Origin of the sequence: Parabacteroides sp. AF14-59 (assembly GCF_003479515.1) — a bacterium.
Classification (GTDB): domain Bacteria; phylum Bacteroidota; class Bacteroidia; order Bacteroidales; family Tannerellaceae; genus Parabacteroides; species Parabacteroides faecis.
In genome coordinates, this window is sequence record NZ_QUHH01000028.1 from 46,544 (window position 1) to 69,218 (window position 22,675).

General features: G+C 43.3%; 12 protein-coding genes and 1 riboswitch. Of the genes, 2 read left to right on the forward strand and 10 right to left on the reverse strand.

Annotation, left to right across the window (positions count from 1 at the left end):
- The first annotated feature begins 25 nt into the window (after nt 1–25).
- Nucleotides 26–1,912, forward strand: a complete 1,887-nt coding sequence (locus tag DWW23_RS22285) for a RagB/SusD family nutrient uptake outer membrane protein (protein ID WP_122356326.1) — start codon at nt 26–28, stop codon at nt 1,910–1,912.
- Between the two features lie 185 nt (nt 1,913–2,097).
- On the opposite strand, the gene DWW23_RS22290 is transcribed toward DWW23_RS22285, so the two are convergent.
- Together DWW23_RS22290 and gltX are read right to left on the reverse strand one after the other, a co-directional pair.
- A complete protein-coding gene (locus DWW23_RS22290; protein ID WP_122356328.1) occupies nt 2,098–3,336 on the reverse strand; it encodes a 3-deoxy-D-manno-octulosonic acid transferase in 1,239 nt (412 codons plus the stop codon).
- 3 nt (nt 3,337–3,339) lie between these two features.
- Nucleotides 3,340–4,857, reverse strand: a complete 1,518-nt coding sequence (gene gltX, locus DWW23_RS22295) for a glutamate--tRNA ligase (protein ID WP_122356330.1) — start codon at nt 4,855–4,857, stop codon at nt 3,340–3,342.
- A 94-nt stretch (nt 4,858–4,951) separates the two neighbouring features.
- Between gltX and DWW23_RS22300 the strand changes: the two genes are divergently transcribed.
- Nucleotides 4,952–6,982: an HD family phosphohydrolase gene (locus DWW23_RS22300; RefSeq protein WP_122356332.1), complete on the forward strand. Its 2,031-nt coding sequence runs from the start codon at nt 4,952–4,954 to the stop codon at nt 6,980–6,982.
- Here DWW23_RS22300 and DWW23_RS22305 read toward each other — a convergent pair.
- From DWW23_RS22305 to DWW23_RS22340, 8 genes are all read right to left on the reverse strand, one after another.
- Nucleotides 6,957–7,445, reverse strand: coding sequence for a low molecular weight protein-tyrosine-phosphatase (locus DWW23_RS22305; RefSeq protein ID WP_370449323.1), 489 nt, complete (start codon nt 7,443–7,445; stop codon nt 6,957–6,959). The two genes, DWW23_RS22300 and DWW23_RS22305, sit on opposite strands and share 26 nt — an antisense overlap.
- 44 nt (nt 7,446–7,489) lie before the next feature.
- Complete coding sequence (gene priA / locus DWW23_RS22310) at nt 7,490–9,952, reverse strand: primosomal protein N' (protein ID WP_122356334.1); 2,463 nt, start codon at nt 9,950–9,952, stop codon at nt 7,490–7,492.
- A gap of 69 nt (nt 9,953–10,021) precedes the next feature.
- Entirely contained in the window at nt 10,022–10,615 is a 594-nt protein-coding gene (locus DWW23_RS22315) for a porin family protein (RefSeq protein ID WP_122356336.1), read from the reverse strand.
- A 265-nt stretch (nt 10,616–10,880) separates the two neighbouring features.
- A riboswitch (cobalamin riboswitch) is annotated at nt 10,881–11,148 on the reverse strand.
- A gap of 47 nt (nt 11,149–11,195) precedes the next feature.
- Entirely contained in the window at nt 11,196–12,674 is a 1,479-nt protein-coding gene (locus tag DWW23_RS22320) for a right-handed parallel beta-helix repeat-containing protein (RefSeq protein ID WP_122356338.1), read from the reverse strand.
- 104 nt (nt 12,675–12,778) lie between these two features.
- On the reverse strand, nt 12,779–14,419 hold the full coding sequence (locus tag DWW23_RS22325; protein ID WP_122356340.1) for a RagB/SusD family nutrient uptake outer membrane protein: 1,641 nt from the start codon (nt 14,417–14,419) through the stop codon (nt 12,779–12,781).
- A gap of 12 nt (nt 14,420–14,431) precedes the next feature.
- Nucleotides 14,432–17,419 carry a SusC/RagA family TonB-linked outer membrane protein gene (locus DWW23_RS22330; RefSeq protein ID WP_122356342.1) on the reverse strand — a complete coding sequence of 996 codons (2,988 nt, stop codon included), beginning with the start codon at nt 17,417–17,419 and terminating at the stop codon, nt 14,432–14,434.
- 28 nt (nt 17,420–17,447) lie between these two features.
- Nucleotides 17,448–19,208 carry a RagB/SusD family nutrient uptake outer membrane protein gene (locus tag DWW23_RS22335; protein WP_122356344.1) on the reverse strand — a complete coding sequence of 587 codons (1,761 nt, stop codon included), beginning with the start codon at nt 19,206–19,208 and terminating at the stop codon, nt 17,448–17,450.
- Nucleotides 19,209–19,220: 12 nt separating this feature from the next.
- Complete coding sequence (locus DWW23_RS22340) at nt 19,221–22,397, reverse strand: TonB-dependent receptor (protein WP_122356346.1); 3,177 nt, start codon at nt 22,395–22,397, stop codon at nt 19,221–19,223.
- Nucleotides 22,398–22,675: the final 278 nt, after the last annotated feature.

Sequence of the window (22,675 nt, forward strand, 5' to 3'; positions counted from 1 at the left end):
TGATCAACCTATAAGAATTAAGATTATGAACAATACAAAATATCTCATACTGGCTTTAGCCGCGTTACCTTTACTCAACTCCTGTAACGACAGTTGGCTCGAACCGAAACCCCTATCCTTCTACACTCCGGAAAACACCTATGTAGACGCAGCCGGTTTGTACTCCGCATTGGTAGCCTGCGAACGGAATATGCGCCACGAATTTTTTACCGACGGCGCTCCGATACTAACGGAAATGTACACAGCAGATATTGCCGTACATGGAAAAACCGATGAAAGCGGTTCGCTGGTCGATTTCGATAACGAGATGCTTCCTGCCCGTACGAAGAATGATATGAAAGGCAAGAACGGATGGTATTGGGCAGAAGGTTTTAAAGGGATCAAGTATGCCAATATTGTGATCAGCCGTCTCGACGCCGCCACATTCAAAGACGAGGCAGAGCGGAATGCAGTGCTGGGCGGAGCCTATTTCCATCGTTCCTACCGTTATTACAAATTGACACATCAGTTCGGGAACGTCCCCTGGTTAAGTGAAGAGATCACCCGGCCGAAGCTCGACTTTTATTCCTATGACCGCTGGAGCATACTCGAACAATGTAAAAAGGATATGGAGTTTGCCTATCAATGGGTTCCTGAACAGATGGACCGCGGCAGGGCTAATAAAGATGCTTGCGGCATGTTATTAATGAAAATATGTATGTCGCTGGGAGATTTCGACCGCGCCATCGAAGTGGGAAAGGAAGTAGTTGCCCGGCATCCGTTGATGACAGAACGTTTCACCAGCAACCAGAACAAACCGAATACAAACCTGATGCATGACTTACATAGCGTAGAAGCTAAAATAGACATGAACAATACGGAAGGTCTCATGTACGTGGTGGCTTATCCTGACATTGTCGAAGCCGGAGATAAACGTATTTATACGATGCGTAACGGACTCCCCTACTGGGCCAAAGGGGCAGCCATCAAAACTCCGGACGGAAAATCCGGGACAGCTATTGTTCCGGCCTCCGAAGACAAGAACACGGAGATCGATAATGATGCCAATTACGGCCGTGGTATCGGCACTTGCCGCCCTACGAATTATTTCCAGTATGAGATCTGGACCGATAAGGAAAAGAACGACTTGCGCAGTCCGAATAATCACGACAGCTGGAAACGTATGGAAGATCTGCGATACAATGAGCCGAGCCTGAAGAAGAACAACAGTCCGTGGTATGGCCAGCCGCTGGTTCGTCCGAATGACATGTCCGTTGCCGACTCTATCCGTTGCTGGTATATGTGGCCGCATTACAAACTGTTTGTTCCGGACCCTACAAAAACACAGGATTACCAGGGCGGTGAAACTCCCTGGTATGTCTATCGTTCAGCCGAAACATACCTGATGATGGCCGAGTGTTACTATTGGAAAGGGGATAATGCGAATGCTGCCGCCATGCTGAATGTTGTCCGAAACCGCGCCGGGGCAGAACCTTTGACCGGAACGATCGGTATCGCCGAGGTATTGGCCGAACGTGCCCGTGAACTGTACTACGAAGAAAACCGCCATGTGGAACTGGTCCGCATGTCCTATCTGTATGCTAAAACAGGCAAGGCTTGTGAAGAATTCGGGGGCCGTATCTATAAATTAGATAATTTCTCAGGTCCGGGCGGAACCGGGACAAACTGTAAGGACGCTGGAGTGAACTTTTATTTCGATTGGGTGATCAAGCATAATAACTTTTACAACAAAGGAGTCGTTATCCCTTATGGCGAATACCGGATGAGCGTACATCATGTACTGTGGCCGGTTCCGGAAAATGCGATCAAGACAAATACCGGAGGGGTTATCAATCAGAATATAGGCTATCCGGGAGCAGAAAATAATATTACTCCCCTGATGGTCGGTGAAGAAGCTCCGGCAACAGAATAAATCAATGAGAAAAAAGCGCAATACATAAAAACATCAACTATGCGCAAGGCTCCGGGCTATTGAATGAAAGTGGAATACACGGGATTTTGAGAACCCGGAGCTTAAAAAAACGAGTACCGATTGACAGATGTCTGTTTCTTATCCGGCATAAACCTGAAAAACATCTGATCAATCGGTATCTCTTTTTAAAACTGAATCGTTTGTAATATCTTATCGGTTGCCCCGGCATTATCGCTAACGAAATGTCCGGCACTATTACCCGAAGCTTCCAAAACTTCATGATAAGTCAGCAACTCATCCATCTTATCGCAGAAAACCTGTTTATCCGATACGGAAAAACCTCCTCCCACTTTGATCAGGTCGCGTGCTTCCTTGAATTTCTGGTATCTGGGTCCGAATATGACAGGTATGCCATACACCGCAGCTTCCAATGTATTATGTATACCGGCTCCGAAACCTCCACCGATATAAGCGATCGTGCCGTAACGGTAGATCGAAGAAAGCAATCCGAAACTATCGATGATCAGGCAATCTTTTCCTTCCAGTAAAGACGGATCTTGCTTCACATCCGATAAACGGACGGAGGGACGCTTCAACAGCGACTCGATATACATCAGATGTTCCCGGTGGATCTCATGCGGCGCAATGATTAATTTCATCTCCGGATGTTCATTGAAATAAGGGATCAGTATTTCCTCATCCTGCGGCCAGGAACTTCCGGCAATAAGAGTAAGGTGTTTCTCTTCTCCTCCTTCACAAACAAAACGTTCCACATTCGGCAATTCACGGGCCTGGTTACGAACGTCCAATACCCGGTCGAAGCGGGTATCACCGGTAACCGTCACATTCCTGATACCAAATTCATTCAATAATTCTTTCGAGCGATCGTCCTGTACGAACAAATGTGTGAAGCAATAAAGCATCTTCCGGTATGAATAACCGAACCATTGGAAAAACAGCTGGTCACGACGGAAGATAGCAGAAATGATATAAACAGGGATGCCTCTGCGTTTTAACTCATGCAGGTAATTTCCCCAAAACTCATATTTTATAAATACGGCAATAGCCGGGTTTGCCAGATTCAGGAACTTTTTAACCCGGTAAGGCGTATCGAAGGGCAGATAACAAATGACATCTGCCCCATTGTAATTCTTACGAACCTCATATCCCGAAGGAGAGAAGAAAGTAAGCAGTATTTTATACTCCGGATGTTCCGCCTTGATCTTCTCCATCATCGGACGGCCCTGTTCGAACTCGCCCAGGGAGGAAGCATGAAACCAGATATATTTTGCATTCCGGTCGATCTTCTCACGAAGAATGGAATTCGTCCTCCACTGCCCCAGACGCATGATCCGGGCCTTTTTATGGAATGGAGATATCAACGCAATGATAAATGCGTAAAAGTGGATTGCCAGACTATACATAACTTATTTAAGCACTTCAATCGCTCTTTCGATACGGCGAATAGATTCTTCTTTTCCTAAAGCTTCTGTAATATCAAATATGTGAGGGCCTTTTCCTTCACCGACCAAAGCCAAACGGGTAGCATTCATGATATTTCCCAAATGGTATCCTTTGCTTTCGATCCAGGCTTTCACTTCTTCTTCGGTTCCTTCGATATCGAACGGTTCACGAACGCGCAGCACTTCGATCAGTTCTGCCAACTGGGCTGCAGAATCGGCTTTCCAGCGTTTTTTCGTTGTCTTCTCATCGTATTCGGTCGGAGCAACAAAGAAGAATGCACAAACATCCCACAATTCCTTAATGAAAGAAACACGGTCTTTCATCATTCCTACCACTTTTTCCACATAAGCCGGTTCGGCTTTTACACCGTGGCTTTCAAGGATAGGCATGAACAGTGCTGCCACTTCTTTATTGTCTTTCTTCTGGATATACTGGTGGTTGAACCATTTACCTTTTTCATAATCGAACTTGGCACCGGCCTTGCTGCAACGGGTAAGATCGAAATATTTGATCAGTTCATCCATGCTCATGATCTCCTGATCGTTACCGGGGTTCCATCCCAGCAGAGCAAGAAAGTTAACGACTGCTTCCGGCAAATAACCGCTTTCACGGTATCCCGAAGAAATATCGCCGGTCTTAGGATCATGCCATTCCAACGGGAACACAGGGAATCCTAAACGGTCACCGTCACGTTTACTCAGTTTACCGTTCCCTTCCGGCTTCAGCAATAAAGCGAGGTGGGCAAATTGCGGCATCGTATCCGCCCAACCCAGATAACGGTATAACAGGACATGAAGGGGAGCACTCGGCAACCATTCTTCACCACGGATCACGTGAGTTACTTCCATCAGGTGGTCATCGACAATGTTTGCCAGATGGTAAGTAGGCAGCTGGTCAGCCGATTTATATAATACTTTATCATCCAGGATAGAAGAGTTGATCACTACTTCACCACGGATGATATCGTTTACATGGATATCTTCGTTCGGTTCGATCTTGATGCGGACAACATACTGGTTGCCGGCATCGATCAATGCCTTTGTTTCCTCTGCAGAAAGTGTCAAGGAGTTGCGCATCTGCAAACGGGTAGATGCATCGTACTGGAAATTAGCGATTTCCTGACGTTTGGCATCCAGTTCCTGTGGTGTATCGAAAGCGATATAAGCCAGACCGTCGCTCAACAACTGATCGACATATTCCTTATAAATAGCCTTTCTCTCACTTTGACGATAGGGACCCTGTTCGCCTCCAAAGTTCACACCTTCATCGAACTTGATACCCAACCAGGTAAGAGCTTCAATGATATACTTCTCGGCTCCCGGAACAAACCGTTGAGAATCGGTATCTTCAATACGTAAAATCAAATCTCCGCCATTTTGTTTGGCAAACAAATAGTTGTATAAAGCAGTACGAACACCTCCGATATGCAGCGCCCCTGTCGGGCTGGGTGCAAAACGGACTCTAACTTTCCTTTGAGTCATAATTCTTTCATTCTATAATAATGCGGCAAAAGTAGTCCTTTTTTTTCTCTTACTAAACTTTTTTATGTACATTTCGCCCTCAAATGAGAATCTTATGAAACTAAAAAACTATAGCATACACCCGGCCGTATATTTCATAGTAGCATCTCTGCTAATTGCTTACTTTTTCCCGCGTGAGGGGAAATTCCGTTATCAGTTCTATGAAGGCAAGCCCTGGAGGTACGGATTGCTTACTGCGCCGAGCGATTTTCCTATTTATAAAACCGATGCCGAAGTCGAAGCAGAAAAAGACAGTGTACTGAAAAACTTCGAGCCTTATTTCCGCATGGACGCGACTGTCGAAAATACGGAAGTCGACAAGTTACGGACTGCCTACAACAATGACCTGAAACGGAAAGCGACGCCGGCTTATATGCAATACATCGAAAATAGCCTGGTCAGCCTGTACAAAAAAGGGATCATAGCCCCGCAGGAAGTGGAAAACCTGAAAAAGAACAACTACGAACGCGTTAACCTGCTGGAAAATAATATTGCACATTCCCGTTATGCCAGCGACTTTTTCACGGTAAAAACAGCTTATGAGTTCATTATAAATAATTGTCCGACCCGTTTGGACAAATCGATCCTGCAGTCTTGTGATATTAATAATTACCTGACGGAAAACGTATCGTACGATGAAGCGATGTCTGAGAAAGTAAAAGACGATATGCTCCGGGGGGTAGCACTGGCTAACGGTATGGTACAGGCGGGGGAACGCATCGTTGACAGGGGAGAAATTATTGATAATCATACATACAATGTGTTACGTTCCCTAAAGATCGTACACGAAACGAAGTCGGGCGGTGCCCAACGTCAAAGTATTATCCTCGGCGGACAATTCGTACTGGTCTTCGGTATGATTTTTTGTTTCTGGCTATACCTGTGGTCCTTCCGGTTGAAGATATTACATAACAGGCGGAACGCGCTGTTTCTCGTCCTGTGTATATTTGTCAGTTGTATATTGACAGAGTTGTGTGTCACGTATGCACTGTTCAATATTTATATATTGCCTTATGCGATTGTGCCGATCGTTGTCCGGACCTTCTTTGATTCCCGTACAGCCCTGTTTACACATCTTATCATCGTATTGATATGTTCGCTGATGGTACCTTTCCCGCATGAGTTCCTGCTGTTACAGATCATAGCGGGGATGGTCGTTACCTTCAGCTTGAGAGACCTGTCGGAACGTTCGCAGCTGATCCGTTGCGCATTCCTGATCTTTATGTCTTATACATTATGTTATATCAGTCTTGCCTTATATCAGGAAGCCGATTTCAACAAGATCAACTGGCTGATGATCCTGTACTTCGGTATTAACTTCATTCTGTTGATGTTTACTTATATTCTGGTTTACATGTTGGAAAAGACCTTCGGATATGTATCGAGTATCACATTGGTGGAATTATCGAACATCAATACGCCTATTCTTAAAAAGTTATCGGAAACATCTCCCGGAACATTCCAACACTCCCTGCAGGTCTCTATCCTGGCATCGGAAGCGGCTGCAAAAATCGGAGCGAATGCGCAACTAGTGCGAACGGGAGCCATGTACCATGATATAGGAAAAATGGCAAACCCGGCTTTCTTTACCGAAAACCAAAGTAGTGTGAATCCACATGGCCAGCTGACTTTCGACCAGAGTGCCAAAGTGATCATCAACCATGTCACCGATGGAGTAAGGATAGCCGAGAAGGCATTGTTACCGAAAGCTGTCGTCGATTTCATCCGCACACATCATGGATTGGGGAAAGCCAAATATTTCTATAACTCATTCAAAAACCAATATCCGGATAAAGAGATCGACGAAAAGGTGTTTACTTATCCGGGACCTAACCCGTTCTCAAAAGAGACTGCCGTGCTGATGATGGCGGACTCTGTTGAAGCGGCCTCCCGCAGTCTGAAAGAACATACGGAAGAGAGCATCAAACAGTTGGTGGATAAAATTATCGACGGACAGATCGCTGACGGATTATTAAAGAGTGCTCCGCTGACCTTCCGGGACGTGGAAACCATTAAAAGTGTTTTTGTCGACAAGCTGAAAACGATGTTCCATACCCGTATCAGTTATCCTGACCTGAAGAAATAGTTTCCAATAATCCGCCACAGGCGTCTTCCAGTAAATCGAGAACCAACTCAAAGCCGGAGGCGCCTCCATAATAGGGATCGGGGACATAATCGTATAATTTATTACGGGAATATTCTGTCATCTGGTGTATTTTAGCAACAGATGACAGGTCGGGGGCCTTCTGTTTCAGGTCATCGATATTACGATCGTCCATCCCGATGATCAGATCGAAATCATAGAAATCGGAAGTACGGACAGGACGGGAGATAGAATCGAGCACATAGCCCCGCCGTGCTGCATGGCTACGCATCCGCTGGTCGGCACGTTCTCCTTCATGATATCCCATGATACCTGCCGAATCGACTTCGATAGAATCTTCAAGACCGGCATCCTTTACCAATTTCTTCATCACTGCTTCTGCCGACGGAGAGCGACAGATATTTCCGAGACAAACAAATAACAATCTTATCTTTTCCTGCTTCATCATACTGGTCATTTAATTGTTTTTTTAATTGAATACTTCATTGTTTACGCCGGGTCGATATCATAGTGTACTATCAACTGTTTAAAAGGAAGATAGCGTTGCATTTCCGAATGAATTGCTTCCAGTATCTCCCTAACAGGGGCAATCGCTGCAGCTATCTCGATTTTCAGAACGATCTTTTTAATATGCAATGTCTGTACCCGGGTGACAGGCGGAGTCACTGGGCCTAATACCCTTTCTCCTAAACGAACACGCAACTTTTCTGCATAGATTGTCGACATTTCCTGCAAGACAGTCTCATTACGGCTCCGGAGCACCAGAACAATCAACCGGTAATAAGGCGGATACCGGAACATACTGCGCTCGCTCAACTGCAAACGGACCATTTCCCGATAAGCAAAATGCTGTACCATTCGTATCAAAGGATGCTCCGGCTGGGAAGTCTGTAAAACAACCGTACCGCGTTTATCTCTCCTGCCGGCACGCCCGCTCACCTGTACCATCAGCTGGAAAGCGCGTTCGTGAGCCCGGAAATCTGGGTAATTCATCAGGTTATCGGCATTCAGAATACCTACTACACTCACATTTCCAAAGTCCAACCCTTTGGACAACATTTGCGTCCCGATCAGTATCTGCGTCTTCCCTTTCTCAAAATCCGATATAATACGCTCGTAAGCCGTACGGGTACGGGCTGTGTCGAAATCCAGCCGCTCGACTTTTGCCGCCGGAAATAAAGAAGCGATCTCCTCCTCCACCTTTTCCGTACCGAATCCCATCATTTTTAACTCAGCACTCTGACATTCCGGACAATGCGGCGGTAACTGAATAGTATATCCGCAATAATGGCAGACCAGTTGATTATGGTATTTATGATAGGTCAGGCTGACATCACAATTCACACAATGAGGGACCCAGCCGCAACTCTTACATTCGATCATCGGAGCGAACCCACGCCGGTTCTGGAACAGGATAGCCTGTTCGCCACGAGCAAGCGCCGCATTTACCTTTTCAACCAGCAAAGGAGAGAAAAGCGTATCTTTCATGATCTTTTTACGCTTCAGTTCTTTTATATCGGCAGTTATGATCTCCGGCATCAGGCAATCACCGAAACGGGAAGTCAGTTCTACCAATCCATATTTACCGGTCGTTGCATTGAAATAAGAGTCGATCGAAGGGGTCGCAGACCCCAACAATGTCTTTGCCCCGTGCATCCCCGCCAATACGATAGCAGCATTACGGGCATGGTAACGTGGTGCCGGGTCTTGTTGTTTATAGGTATTCTCATGTTCCTCATCCACAATGATCAGCCCCAGGTCCTTGAACGGAAGAAAAAGAGAGGAACGTACTCCCAGTACGACCATCGGTTCTCCCCCATGAAGCAGCTTATTCCAAACCTCCACACGTTCATTGTCGGAAAATTTGGAATGATATACCAGCAACTTGTCTCCGAACAACTTAGCCAACCGCTCCGTGATCTGGGTCGTTATAGCGATCTCCGGAAGCATATACAAAACTTGCCGGCCCATCTTCAACACCTCATCGATCAGACGGACATAGATTTCAGTCTTTCCGCTCGAAGTAACTCCATGAAGCAAACAAACCTCTTTGGAAGTAAAAGTATCATGTATCTCGTTATAGGCTTTTTCCTGTGCCGGACTTAGCAAACTAAGCGACTGCAACCGGCATACCGGGACTTGCAAACGTCCGACTTCTTTCTCATAACTCTCCAGGACTCCTCGTTTCAGCAAACCTTCCAATATAGCAGATGAACAGCCACTGTGCTCCAGCAATTCTTTTCTTGAAACCTCCTTACTCAGAGCAGGGTTTAAAGCATGACTTAAATCGAGAAAACAAACCAGCAAAAGTTCCTGTTTTTTTGCCCGCTTAAAATCGGCAAAAACCTCCTGTAAACGTTCCTCAGTAGCATATTCCTGCGACAACCGGATAAATGTCTGCATTTTCGGAACAAACCCTCGTTTCATTTCTTCGCTGACTTCAACAGCTCCACGAGCCATCAAAGAAGCCACAACCGGTACAACATTACGCAATCCGGTTCTTTTCTCCAGTTCCGATACAGTTAATTTGAGTACACCTTTGAAGGCATCCAGTACTGCTTGTTCATTGGGGCGCAAAGGACCGTCTGCCTCAAAATCAGCATTATAAGTCACAGCCGTTTCACTTTCCAGTTTTAACCCGGAAGGTAAGGCTGCTTTATAAACATCTCCCAGTTTACACAAATAATAAGAGGCTATCCATTTCCAGAAACGAAGTTGCGGCCTGCGCAACACGGGACTTGCATCCAGCAAGGCATAGATCTCTTTTGTTTCAAAATCCGTATTCGGCCTACGTTCATGCACATCCATGACAATCGCTGTGTAATAACGTTTCTTACCGAAATGAACAATGACCCGGCAACCGGGAGTTACGGCAGCCTCCAGGTCCGCAGGAATGCTATAAGTATAGCTATTTTCCAGCGGCAGGGGTAGTATGACATCTGCATATTTCATTTACGATGCCAAAAGTAACAAAAAAGGCCGGACTGTTAAAGCCCGGCCCTTCATATCTTATGTCTGTTATCAAAACAAAATGGCAGCTGTAATAGACCATCCGCGGTTCTTGGCATTCAGGTCGAATTTCTCAGAACTATAGTTATCGGTTAGTCCCAAACCGTAATTTACACCGATCTGCAAATGACTGATCAGTTCCGCACCTACACCGAAGTTAAGGCCTGCACTAAAGTTTTTCGCTTTTATCTGATCTCCTAAAACATCCCATATTTTATCCCCTCCTACACGGAAACCGACATACGGACCGGCAGAAAGATAGGCTTTGACAAGAGGAATACCGAATTTCCATTTCAGATTTACCGGTATATCGAGATAATCTGTTTTCATACTTGTTGAAGAGGCCGATCCTTCCGCTTTCATATCTACTCCTTTCTGTGAATAAAGGATCGCTGCATCCAATCCTATTCCGACCAGAGGAATCGTTGTTTCGATCATCGGACCGATCTGGAAACCTGTCACGTTATCCGCTTTCAGTATATCGGAATTCAGATGAACGGACGATATGTTTAAACCGCCTTTCACCCCAAACTTCAGCTGGGACTTGGCCGGTACGGCTATGAATGCCATCAAAATAATCAAAACTAAACCTGTAACCTTTTTCATATTGCCTGTTGTTAATTAATTACTGTTTGCAAATAAACATACTTTTCCAATAATAAACAAGTATTCCAGCCTTACTGTTCATTCATTAAAAAGAAAAGCATGCACCGGACACGGAGCTCATCCCGCAAACCGATCCATGCCTCTTTTCCTAATTATTATGGCAAAATAATTAAAAACAAATACACCAGGACAACGACAGGATGAACGGGAGTAAGAATATAGAGGCAGAATTGCCTTTTGTTCTCTTCCGGCCTTTCCTCGAAGCCGTCGAAATAATATGCCTTGCAGGTCTTCTGACTTACTTCCGGATCGGGCGCCTTCCCAACTTTTGTCAGTTGACAGTTGATAGTTGACAATTGACAGTTAAACTGTCCACTGTCCACTGTTATCTGTCAACTCCTTCGTCAGTGGCATGAGTGTTGCCTTATCCGTTATGAAGCTTACAGCAGCGGGACTGTCCGGGATTTTCACCCGATTCCCTTTTAATCCTTTCCTGCGAATACAGGCCAGGAACAATGCATGCCGCAAATATAGAGAGTTTTTTCGGATTATCACAACGAATGCCTATTTTCGTTAGAGACTATTCTATTTTAGCCTGATCGGTGCTTTGTTTCAATCGATCCAACACTTTCTCCCGCAAATATTCGGGAAACTCCTTATGGAATGGAAAGCTGGATAGTAAATCTAATTCTTTTTCAACAGCGGAAGAATCTTCAGGCCTGTCGATAAAATTGCCATAATAAGTGTTACCTTCAAATTTGGTATTAATGCTATTACCTGTCACAAACTTATATTGCAGTTCATCGTTCATGATATAGAAGATATTCCGCTTGAAAACCGTATTCTCCGCCCAGGGACCACCCCAGTTATCCATCACGAGCACTGAACGATCTATATCGGGAGAAGGCTTTTTCATGATAACGATTACGTTATCCTCAATAGCCGTCTGTTTAGCCGGTCCGGAAATATGGATTACCGGAGAGAACCAACCCGGACGAGTCGGATACGGACGCAAACCGTCATTAATACTTACATTGTGGCGGATAATCGTATTTTCTGTACCTATATTATACGGCTCTCCCAAAGAGTTACCTTCATTACAAACCATCACAAAACCTCCGGCATTATCGTGGCTGAAGTTATACTGGATAAGCGTATTACGACAGTTGTAATCCGAATCGAATCCTTGTGCATCCCACTTGGCAAACTGACCGCTTACTTCGTTGAACTGGATAATTGTATTATCACAACTCCACGGCCATATCCCGGCTGCGGCATCTTCAATCCTTAACAGATCAGGACTGTCCCTCACCACATTATGTTCGACCAATGCACCATCACAAGCGATCGGGACAATCCCATCCCCCGGAACTTGTTCGATCAGATTCCCCCGGATAACGACATTCAAACTCGGGAACCATTTATCACGACCTGAATTTCCATTTCCGGTAATGCCATTTCGATGACAACGATAGATATGGCAGTTCTCAATCAGTAAATCGACAAAACGGGTCGGTACTTCTTCTCCACCGTTATGCCAGTAAATACCGTTTCCTGCTCCTTCATTCTTAATACAACTACCGTTCACATCATGAACAGTCAGGTTCTTTAAATGGATATGGTGAACATCTCCTTTATCCCAGGCGTAAATAATCACTCCGTTTCTGCCCGGATCCGGTTTTTCCCCTTTATTTGTTATCTCCAGATTATTAACCTCCCAATATTCGAGACCTTCAAGCAACACTGTGTGTTGCTTGAGCCCGTTACCATGTAAAACGGGCTTTTTGCCTTCTTCATAACTACTGACAATGACAGGCATTTCTTTACTACCACTACCTTTCGGTTCAAACTGTCCTATGTATTCCGTACCCGATTTGAACAAGATACGGTCACCCGGTTCGAACATCTGTTCATTCAGTTTTTTCAAACTCTTCCAGGCGGTTGAAGGTGAATTTCCTGTGTTGCTATCATCACCCGTCAGACTATCCATATAAAATGTCCGCGAAACAGGACTACAGGCACATAGCAATAAAGCCAAAAGCAAAGTGCATATTTTCATCTCTAATTAATTTATTTGTTAACCAATATTCAAAAGGGGATGTAAAAAGTCCATGTTAAGGAACCCTGATAACAGGACTTTAATACATCCCTAAACTTATCATTTTACCAATCCGGATTTTGATTCAATAGTGTATTTTTAAATAATTCAGCATTCGAAATAGGATATAAATACATTCTGTCATTCCAGGTCCGCTGATCGACGAGTTGACGAGTGTAAATCAAATCATTCCCTTTCTTTTCTATTTTTACCCCATAAATATCCATCGTCTGATCAGCGATCTTCCATCTTCTGACATCCCAGAAGCGATGATCTTCGAAAGCCAGTTCTACCTGACGTTCGTTCCGTATCCTTTCCCGGAAGTTATCCGTAGCAACACCCGGCATACCGGCACGCGTCCTGACCTGATCGATGGCTGCACGAGGCGATAAAGTAAATGTATTATCCGTATAATCCGGATTACCATACGCCTCATACAACGCTTCCGCATAATTGAGCAATACCTCTGCATATCTGAAAAGGACCCAGACATGGCGGCCGGTCGTTGTATTGTTCGGATCCAGGCTAATAGACTCCAACACATACTTTTTCAAATAATAGCCAGTAGGAGTCGCCCCGTCGATAGGAGTCCCGTTTTTACCACCGATGAATGTTTCAACCGTTGCATTCTTGAAAGTCGATCCATTATATAACACGGTCTTGAACAAACGAGAGTCTCTTTTTTCCGGATTATATATGTTACTGACATGCTCCGGATTCTTCCAGTCGAACCGGCTGCCGTCACTCATTTCAAAGGCATCTACCAGATTTTGTGAAGGGCAGGTTCCCGAGTTTCCCCCTTCGTATCCTATCGGGAAATTCAGCTTCTCAAAATTGTTGGAATTACCCTGCCGGGTTTCCAGGATCAATTCTTTTGAAGACAAATTATTCCAGCTACTTTCATCAACCAATTGATACCACCCTTCAGATTCAGATTTGTCAATCAATTGCTTAGCTGCTTTTGCCGCTTCCACCCATTTCTCCTGACTGACAGCTCCCGCATATAACGGGCTGGCTGCATACAGCAATACTCTCGATTTCAGTGCCATGACGGCTCCCTGCGTGATACGGCCGGTTTCAGCTCCCGGCATATCTTTGTATGATACCGGTAATTTATCGGCAATCTCATTACATTCGCTGACAATAAACCCGATTACTTTTTCAAAATCTGCGGGTGTCACCTTATTCGCGTCTTCCAATTCCAGACAGTCCGTTATCAGAGGAACATTTTTATAACGCTTTGCCAACTCAAAATAGTAGAATGCACGTAAAAAACGAGCTTCATAAGGATAATACTGATACTGTTTCATTAAAAGCGCATAATCATCATTCCATTCTATATTCTCAAAATCTTTTTGATGATTCTCCAGAAACATGTTAGTAGTCCGGATCGCTGCATAATAGTTTCCCCATACATCGTCTATTGTCAGAATCGGACTCCAGGAACCATTATTATACCGGATAATATTGGAAGTGCTCCATGCATACTCCGCCTCATCGGTTGCAGCCGCACGAGTCGCTCCGTCAAAACTTCCAAAATCTACCGGTAGATAAGAATACGCTGTTGTAAGCATACCTTTCGCCCGGTCAAAGTAGACAAACATATCCTCCTTCCCGTATCCGGAAGACTCACTGTAATCCAGATAATCACAAGAAGGCAGAGATACTGCAAAAGCCAATATGGTTGATAATAGATACTTATTCATATACGTCTAATTTTAAAAATCGAGAGTTAATCCTATGTTATATGATCTGAAAGAAGGATAAGTGGCATACATCTGCTCCGGGTCCATATCTTTCACATGATCTACGGAAAAGAGATTCATACCTCTGGCAAACAAGTTGATTTTTTCGAGCCTGATCTTGTTCACCCATGATTTAGGCAATGTGTATGCTATTTCCAGATTTCTCAACTTCAGAAAATTTCCATTTTCAGTCCAGATAGAACTGTTTCTGAAGTTATTATCGTTCTGTTTAGTAGTCAGACGCGGATACATGGCATCAGGTGTAGACGGTGTCCAACGATTCTCCAGATAGTGCTGAGATACATTCCTGTTGCCCACCAGCGGCCAGTACATACTTTCCATATCCTTTACCAGCGTATAGTTAGCCACACCCTGGAAATCAGCTCTCAAACTCAAATTTTTATATCCTAATGCAATGGTAAATCCATATGTTATTTCCGGCAATATCGTACTATAGCCAATAGCCACTTTATCATAATCATCAATCACTCCATCATTATTCTGATCTTTGTATTTTACATCGCCCGGAACCACTTTCGAGAATGATTGCGGGGTACTGTTAGCAACATCCGTCTCATCTTTAAAGAAACCGATGGCTTCCAGACCATAATACTGACCGATACGATTGCCTGTGTTTTTCAAATAATCATATGGTTGATAGCCTTCGTCCATATTCACAATCTCATTACGCGCAAAAGCAAAGTTACCGGCAAGCATATAGGTAAAATCACCTATACGGTCGTTCCATGACAAGCCCGCTTCAAATCCATAATTCTTTACTTCGCCGTCATTCAACATCGGGGTCGTAACACCCAATACCGTAGAATAAATAGGAGCCGAATTAACCAGGATATTCGTCCGTTTTTCATAAAAGACATCAGCCGATAAAGAAAGCCGGTTGAATACCTCCATATCGATACCGAAATTAAATTTAGAAGCTGTCTCCGGCTTTAATTTTAAATTAGGTAAACGAATTTCCCCATGACCGGACGCAGAATTATTGTTATCACCAAAATAATATGCACTGGTACCTGTTTTGAAGTAATATTTATCGTAATCATACGCAAACCTGTCACTTCCGGTAATACCCCACGAAGCTCTGGCTTTCAAATAATTGATAGCTGTTGCATTTTGCATAAAATCTTCCGAAGAAATCACCCATCCGGCTGAAATAGCCGGGAAAAATGCATACTTATCCGAATTACCCAGTACACTGGAGCCTGAATAAGTCAGTACCAGATCAGCAAGATATTTATTTTTATAAGCATAACTTGCATTTCCAATATAACTTTGGCGACGGTATGTCTGATTCAACCCATTCGGAGAGTTTTCCTCCTGATGATAAATAACTGAAGCATTCAACTGATGCGTATCCAGCCAGTTCTTTTCATAATTCACTTTTGCTTCAAAAGTAGTGACACGGCTCTGAGACCCTAAACTGGAGCTAAAAGACAAATCTGTCTCCTGTCCATAACGTACACGGGTTATATCTGTGATGTCACCTCCATTATCCCTGACCGGCTGCAGACTTTCATACACGTAATTTTTTGTTTTACTATCCCAGTAACTGGCTTGGTTATCATAAGCAATCGCCAGTTCTGCACTCAGGCCGGGAGTAAGTACGGATAAATCCTGCAGGATCCGTAAATCGGCATATAAAGAGCGATCATTTCCTATGGAAAAACCTGTTGCTACCGATTCTGCAACCGGGTTCTTACGGATATTATCACCTCCCCATACTCCGGTACTCGTTTTGATAGGAAAAGCTGCCGACGGTACATTATAAATCATGGGGAACAATGTCGGATAGTTCGTTGCCGGACGATTATGTTGCGATAAAATACCCAACAGATTCAATTTGATCAATGTGAGTTTCGTCGCATTAATATCCAGATTAGCCCTTGCACTCAGTTTATCCCATTCCATCTGACTGGAATAATCCGGACTGAAGTGATCGGTATTCATGAAACCGTTATCACCTATATAATTGATGGCGGCAAAATAACGTATATTCTTACCTCCTCCTGTAAAAGAGGCATTGAACTGATGAGTCGCTCCTTTATCTTTCAGAACCTCATCTGCCCAATTTACACTGGGGAACAATTCCGGCTGAGTTCCTGATTGAAAAGCTGCCAAATCAGACTGGCTATACAGGGCTGCCAGTCCGTCCATCTGTAAAGCTTCATTCATCGCCTGCGCATACTGGTAGCCGTTTGCCATAGCCGGAATACGAAAAGGCGTATTCAGTCCAAACTGATAACTGGCTTTCACCTTCATGCCGGAAAACTCTCCACGTTTAGTCGTAACCAATATTACCCCGTTGGCCCCCCGCACTCCGTACAATGCCTGGGATGCGGCATCTTTCAAGACCGTAACACTTTCTATTTCATCCTGAGAAAGAGAACTTAACGGACGTTCGAACCCGTCGATCAAAATCAAAGGAGTCTTTGTTCCGGTTGTTCCGGTTCCTCTGACAAACATTTCCGGATCACTGCTCCAGGCAACAGTTGTAGCCTGTAAGCTTGTTAATCCGGTGAGTTTTCCATACAATGAGTTAGCCGGATTTATATCAGAGGTTTTAGCCGACTGCATATAAATTGTAGAAACAGCCGCCGTACTCTCTTCATTACGACCGGACAAATTGAATCCGCGGTTCACCGGTTTGGAACGTCCGTCCAAAACAACTACGTTCATCCCTTCTTTCACCTGAATATCTTTCCGGCTGCCATCCGATGCCTGGACAATGAGAATATCACCCTTTTGCGTATCGTCAAGCGAGACTTGTCCACGTTCATCCGTCAACGAACCATTCGACATATTATCTTTTAAAGCTACCTTTACACCTACCAGCGGGTTATTTTGTTTGTCTACAACTTTTATTGTTGTAGAAGCATCCTGTGCATAAGAAAGTACGGATACAGACAAAAATGTAGCCACATATATTTCTCTTATTATTTTCATAATCTACTTCTATGATTTATCAAATAAATTACCATCCCGGATTTTGCACCAATCCATACCCCTTGTTGATTTCATTCGGTGGAAATGCACATAAATACCATTTCGGAGACCAGCTGTTTTTCCAATACCGTTCCGCCAACTGCCACTTTTCGTATTTAAATGAACCGTCCGGCTGAAGTCTGATCTTTACTCCATACAATGGTTTGGTAAAATCGCCGGCACGTTTCCAGCGAACCAGGTCAAACCATCGGATTTCTTCATAGCCAAATTCAACGGCACGTTCATTCAAAACCATTTCACGAAACTCTTCCTGCGATAAATTACGTTGCAATTTCGGCAATCCTACCCGTCCGCGGACTTTATCGACCCAGGCATATGCCTCTCCTGTACGTCCTACTTCATTCAATGCCTCAGCGTAACTCAAGTAGATTTCAGCCAAACGTAAATAAGGCCAATGAATAACTGATCCGGCCAAAGTGGCATTGTCATGTTCGAGAAGGAACTTACGCATCACGGAACCTGTACGACAACGTGTATCGTTTTCAGTTGGCTGCTCCAATCCGCCGATATAAGTCTGAGCGGTTCTTCCCTGCCATTTGTCTCCGTTGATAACCAATGTTTCATACAAACGAGGATCTCTGTTTTCAAAAGGATTAACTCCCTGAGGAATATTATTCCAGTCTAAAGAGAAAGGAGTACCATCAGCATTACCAAACATATCCATATAATTCAATGTCGGACAGCTGCAACCATACCAACCGGATGATTGCATGAAATAAAAATCACCATCCCAAATACCCGGACAAGTATTAGCTACACGGGTAGAGATCAGTACCTCTCCATTTCTTCTTTTATACCATGCATCCTGGAAGTCCTGTCGATAATTCCCGGTCTCTACCAATTCATATTTATAGGAGTCTGCGCTGTTGGCCTGTTCAAATTCTTTACAGGCATCGATTACATCCTGCCAGCGTTGTTCTGATTTATTACCATACCAAACCATCAGATTAGAACTGGCTTCGCCATCCAAATAAGGTTGATTGTCATTAAACAACGGACTGGCAGCAAACAATAATACACGAACCTTCAATCCCAGTGCAGCCGCTTTCGTAAACCGTCCGTCTTCTTCTGCCGATGTCTGCCAGGGAAGAACCGAAGCCGCTTCATTACAAAGATTCACAATAAAATTGACGGTTTTTTCAATCGTTTCACGAGGGTAGTTATAATCATCCCCGGGATAAATGGCTCTATCCAGCAAAGGTAATCCCCCAAAATGACGCATCATTTGTGTATATTGCACAGCAATAATCATTTTAGCTTCTCCTTTACGAACTTCTTTTTCCGATTCTGTCATATCGGGAACCCGATCCACATTTTCCAGAAAAATATAAGCTTTACGAATAGCTTCCCAACTACGCTCCTTCGTATAGGCATACATCACATCATAAGTATCGGAAAGTGATGCATTGTATTGTCCGTTATAATAATGGCGTTCGGCACCACACCCCCATCCTAAATAAGATTGGCAAAGATCTGTCGTCGATTCAAGCAGATCGACCCCTAATTTATCTTCTGCCGCATCCCAGCTATACATCACCCCATAAGGTAAGTGTTTGTATGCCGCCACCAAAGCACGTTCAGCAAACTGTTTAGAGGAAAAAATTGTATCCAGAGTAACATCTGCCCCCGGGCCTTTTTCCAAAAAATCATCTCCTATCTTTAGGTCATTACATGCCCCGAAGTATAAAGATCCTGCAATTATAATTATTGGCATTAATAATCTTTTCATACTATTCAATCGTTAAAAGTTAACATTCACCCCAAAATTGTAAATACGAGTATTTGGATACTTATTCTTATTAGTGACCTTCGATTCCGGATCTATGAAGCCAAGATGATCCAGGGTAAATAAGTTGTATCCGTTCATAAATAATCTCAGTTTCTGAATACCTATTTTTTTCAACAGATTCGCATTTAATGTGTATCCGATCTCCATATTCTTCAAACGCAGATAAGAGGCATCTCGAACCCAGAAATCACTCACCTGAGAGTTATGGACTCTGTTGGTTTGAGTCAGACGCGGAAATTTGGAAGCTTGTCCTTTCTCCTCAGTCCAACGCTCATCAGCGATCCACTTCATTAACGGAGCATCTCCGGTATTAAACGGACGGGTAAAGTCTTCTTCAAATAATCTGGATACATGAGTAGCTCCTGTCCAACTCATAGAAAAATCAAAACCTTTATATTCAAATCCCATATTCAAACCAAAAATATATTCGGGATTATCGCTATAACCGAAATAGGTTTTATCATCACCGTCTATCACTCCATCGCCATTCAGGTCTTTGTATAGAATATCTCCCGGTTTAAATGTTCCTGATTGTACAGGAATTCCTTCCAGCGTCGAACCGTCTTCTTTAAAATCCGTTGCTTCAAAAAAGCGATCGAAGACATAACCGAAATTCAATCCGGTAGAACGTCCTGTCTCATACATATAAGGTTCATTTTGTGGAATCTCGTCTTTATAAACAATCTCATTCTTTGAATAAGAAATGTTCCCTTTCAACCAATAACGGAAATCACGACCTATTTTATCATTCCATCCCAAAGAGATTTCATATCCATGATTGTTTACTTTACCTAAATTAACAGCTGGCAGATCTGCCGCAACAAATCCGGGAACCGTATTCTGCTGAATAAGAATATCTTTTCGTTTTTCGAAAAAGACATCCAATGAAAAGCTCAAACGCTGGTCAAACAGATTTAAATCCAAACCATAATTCTGTTTGGCCGCCTTTTCCCAAGTTACATTCGGATTTCCCAATAATAACTCGGAAGCCCCGGGAAAAGATTGTGGTGTATTCACACCAAAATAATAGCCACCCGAACTGGCCGACCAGGAATCCGGTAAATACAAGAATCGTTTATATTCACTCAAAATATCATTACCAACGAGACCATAAGAAGCTCTTAGTTTCAGAAAACTTATAAAGTCGACAGACTTCATAAATTTTTCTTCCGTAATAACCCAACCAAGTGAAGCTGCCGGAAAAAAGCCATATCGTCTTCCTGGTGCAAAATTTTCAGATCCGTTATATCCGACATTAAAATCAACGAGATAACGATCTTTATAGGCATAAGTAGCACGCCCCACCAACCCTAAATATCCTTGCGGAATATCCGTATTTGCTTTGGGGTAATACTGCTTGGTCATATTATAAAGTAACAGACCTCCTACTTTATGATCACCGAACGTACAATCGTAACGTAAGCTGGCTTCCGCATACCAGTCACGCGTTTTTTCTCCCCAACTTTCGGATGGAGATAAAACATTATCTGCTCCATCCAGCTGATAGACAATCGAGTGGTCGAAACTTGGATCATCGATAGCCAGACCTGGATTCGTTAAAGTCGATTTGTAAACCGGTATGTAGAATTCCATAGACCCTCTCCATGATTTACTGCCGGTATAAGATGTATTATAAGCGCCCTTTATATTGAAAGAAAGTCCTTTGGTTATAAAATCTAACTTTTGTGTCAGATCCATATCCAGATTCATCGTATTCTGTGAATAATCGGTATATCCTTTTCCATAATACTGATCCAGCAGATTACGCATCTCCATCGGAATATAGCGATTGTTCAAATGGATCGCTTTTCCGTCTACAAAACCGGGACTGGAAAATGGTTGCACACGAAGAATCTGTATCCACAAATTATTAACATCTGCAAACGGCGGCTCTCTTCTCGTTTCCAAGCGCCCTCCCAGTCCTAATTTCAATGTAGTTGTTTTAGTTACGTTTATATCCAGATTCGCCCGGTAATTATATCGGTTATTCTTATAATTCGGATCATAACTTTCATAAAACTTTTTAAGCAAACCATCCTGAAATAAATAACCCAAGGAAACAAAATACTTGATATCTTTCGTTCCTCCTGAAATATTCAGGTTATGCTGAGTTTGCAAAGAGGAATTTTTAAATAATAATTTTTGCCAGTCGGTATTCGGAAACATAATAGGATCCGCATTTGTCCTGAACATTTCCAGCACATAAGGAGAAAACCGCAGGTCGTTAGGACCTAACGACGGATTATCGCTCAACTGCATTTCATTGAAGTATTTAGCGTGTTCATAACTTCCCACTACTTCCGGAACCCGCATTGCTTCACTGATACCCACAGATGAAGACCAGGATATTTCCGTACGCCCTTCTTTTCCTCTACGTGTTGTGACCAAAATAACGCCATTCGCACCTCGAACACCGAACACGGCCGTTGCAGAAGCATCCTTCAGAACCGTAATATTTTCTATTTCATTCGGATCCATACGAAAAAACGAACGTTCGACACCGTCCACCAAAACTAATGGCTGCGAGCGGGCAGCATCCAATGAAGCACTTCCCCTAACAAATATTTCCGGGTCTTCAGCACCGGGTTGTCCGCTATACTGTACAGTCGAAATACCGGATACGGCTCCCGCCAACATATTACCGATACTGGATGTCGGAGATTTTAGCAGTTCATCTGTATTAATAGAAGAAATAGCTCCCGTTACCGTTACTTTCTTTTGCGTACCATAGGCAATAATCTGTACTTCGTCCAGCATTTCCGCATTATCTTCTAATACTACAGTTATTTTATCTTTTCCGGCATAAGGAATCTCCATGGTCTTGTAACCGATAAAAGAAAAAACCAATACTGTTTTTTCAGAAGGTATTTTAACACTGAAACTACCATCTGCACTCGTCATTGTACCTATAGTCGTTCCTTTTACAATGACATTCACACCTACCATAGGTTCTCCATAAGTATCATTCACGACCCCTGTTACCAAAATATCACGCTGCTGGTTGATCGAAATTCTGGTATCTACATCTTTTTCCCGTTCAGTTATAGCCATATTCTCTGCCCAGGAACTACCCCAAGCCCCCCAAAGGGCTATAAGCGGTAGAATAAAAATTCTAATTTTTCTTTTCATTTAGGCTGAAATAATTTTTTGATTATCAAACAAAATTTGAGATAACATAAAAGAAGGTTAACAACAAAACCTTTTTTTTACAATCGTACTACTCTTTCATCATAAGCATTTTTTTAGGTTGAACATATGCAAAAGACACTATTTTTGGAAAAACAAGAAGAAAATATCTATTCAAAGAGGAAGACAGATCATTCAAACAAGAAAAAAATTGTAAAAACATATCTATCCGACAAAATAAGATTATTCAGCTAACACATTGTACATATGCGTATTCCAGG

Coding starts and splice junctions, on each gene's coding strand:
- DWW23_RS22300 (WP_122356332.1), top strand. CDS start 4,952: ATGAAACTAAAAAACTATAGCATACACCCGGCCGTATATTTCATAGTA.
- priA (WP_122356334.1), bottom strand. CDS start 9,952: ATGAAATATGCAGATGTCATACTACCCCTGCCGCTGGAAAATAGCTAT.
- DWW23_RS22340 (WP_122356346.1), bottom strand. CDS start 22,397: ATGAAAAGAAAAATTAGAATTTTTATTCTACCGCTTATAGCCCTTTGG.
- DWW23_RS22315 (WP_122356336.1), bottom strand. CDS start 10,615: ATGAAAAAGGTTACAGGTTTAGTTTTGATTATTTTGATGGCATTCATA.
- gltX (WP_122356330.1), bottom strand. CDS start 4,857: ATGACTCAAAGGAAAGTTAGAGTCCGTTTTGCACCCAGCCCGACAGGG.
- DWW23_RS22325 (WP_122356340.1), bottom strand. CDS start 14,419: ATGAATAAGTATCTATTATCAACCATATTGGCTTTTGCAGTATCTCTG.
- DWW23_RS22285 (WP_122356326.1), top strand. CDS start 26: ATGAACAATACAAAATATCTCATACTGGCTTTAGCCGCGTTACCTTTA.
- DWW23_RS22320 (WP_122356338.1), bottom strand. CDS start 12,674: ATGAAAATATGCACTTTGCTTTTGGCTTTATTGCTATGTGCCTGTAGT.
- DWW23_RS22330 (WP_122356342.1), bottom strand. CDS start 17,419: ATGAAAATAATAAGAGAAATATATGTGGCTACATTTTTGTCTGTATCC.
- DWW23_RS22290 (WP_122356328.1), bottom strand. CDS start 3,336: ATGTATAGTCTGGCAATCCACTTTTACGCATTTATCATTGCGTTGATA.
- DWW23_RS22335 (WP_122356344.1), bottom strand. CDS start 19,208: ATGAAAAGATTATTAATGCCAATAATTATAATTGCAGGATCTTTATAC.
- DWW23_RS22305 (WP_370449323.1), bottom strand. CDS start 7,445: ATGAAGCAGGAAAAGATAAGATTGTTATTTGTTTGTCTCGGAAATATC.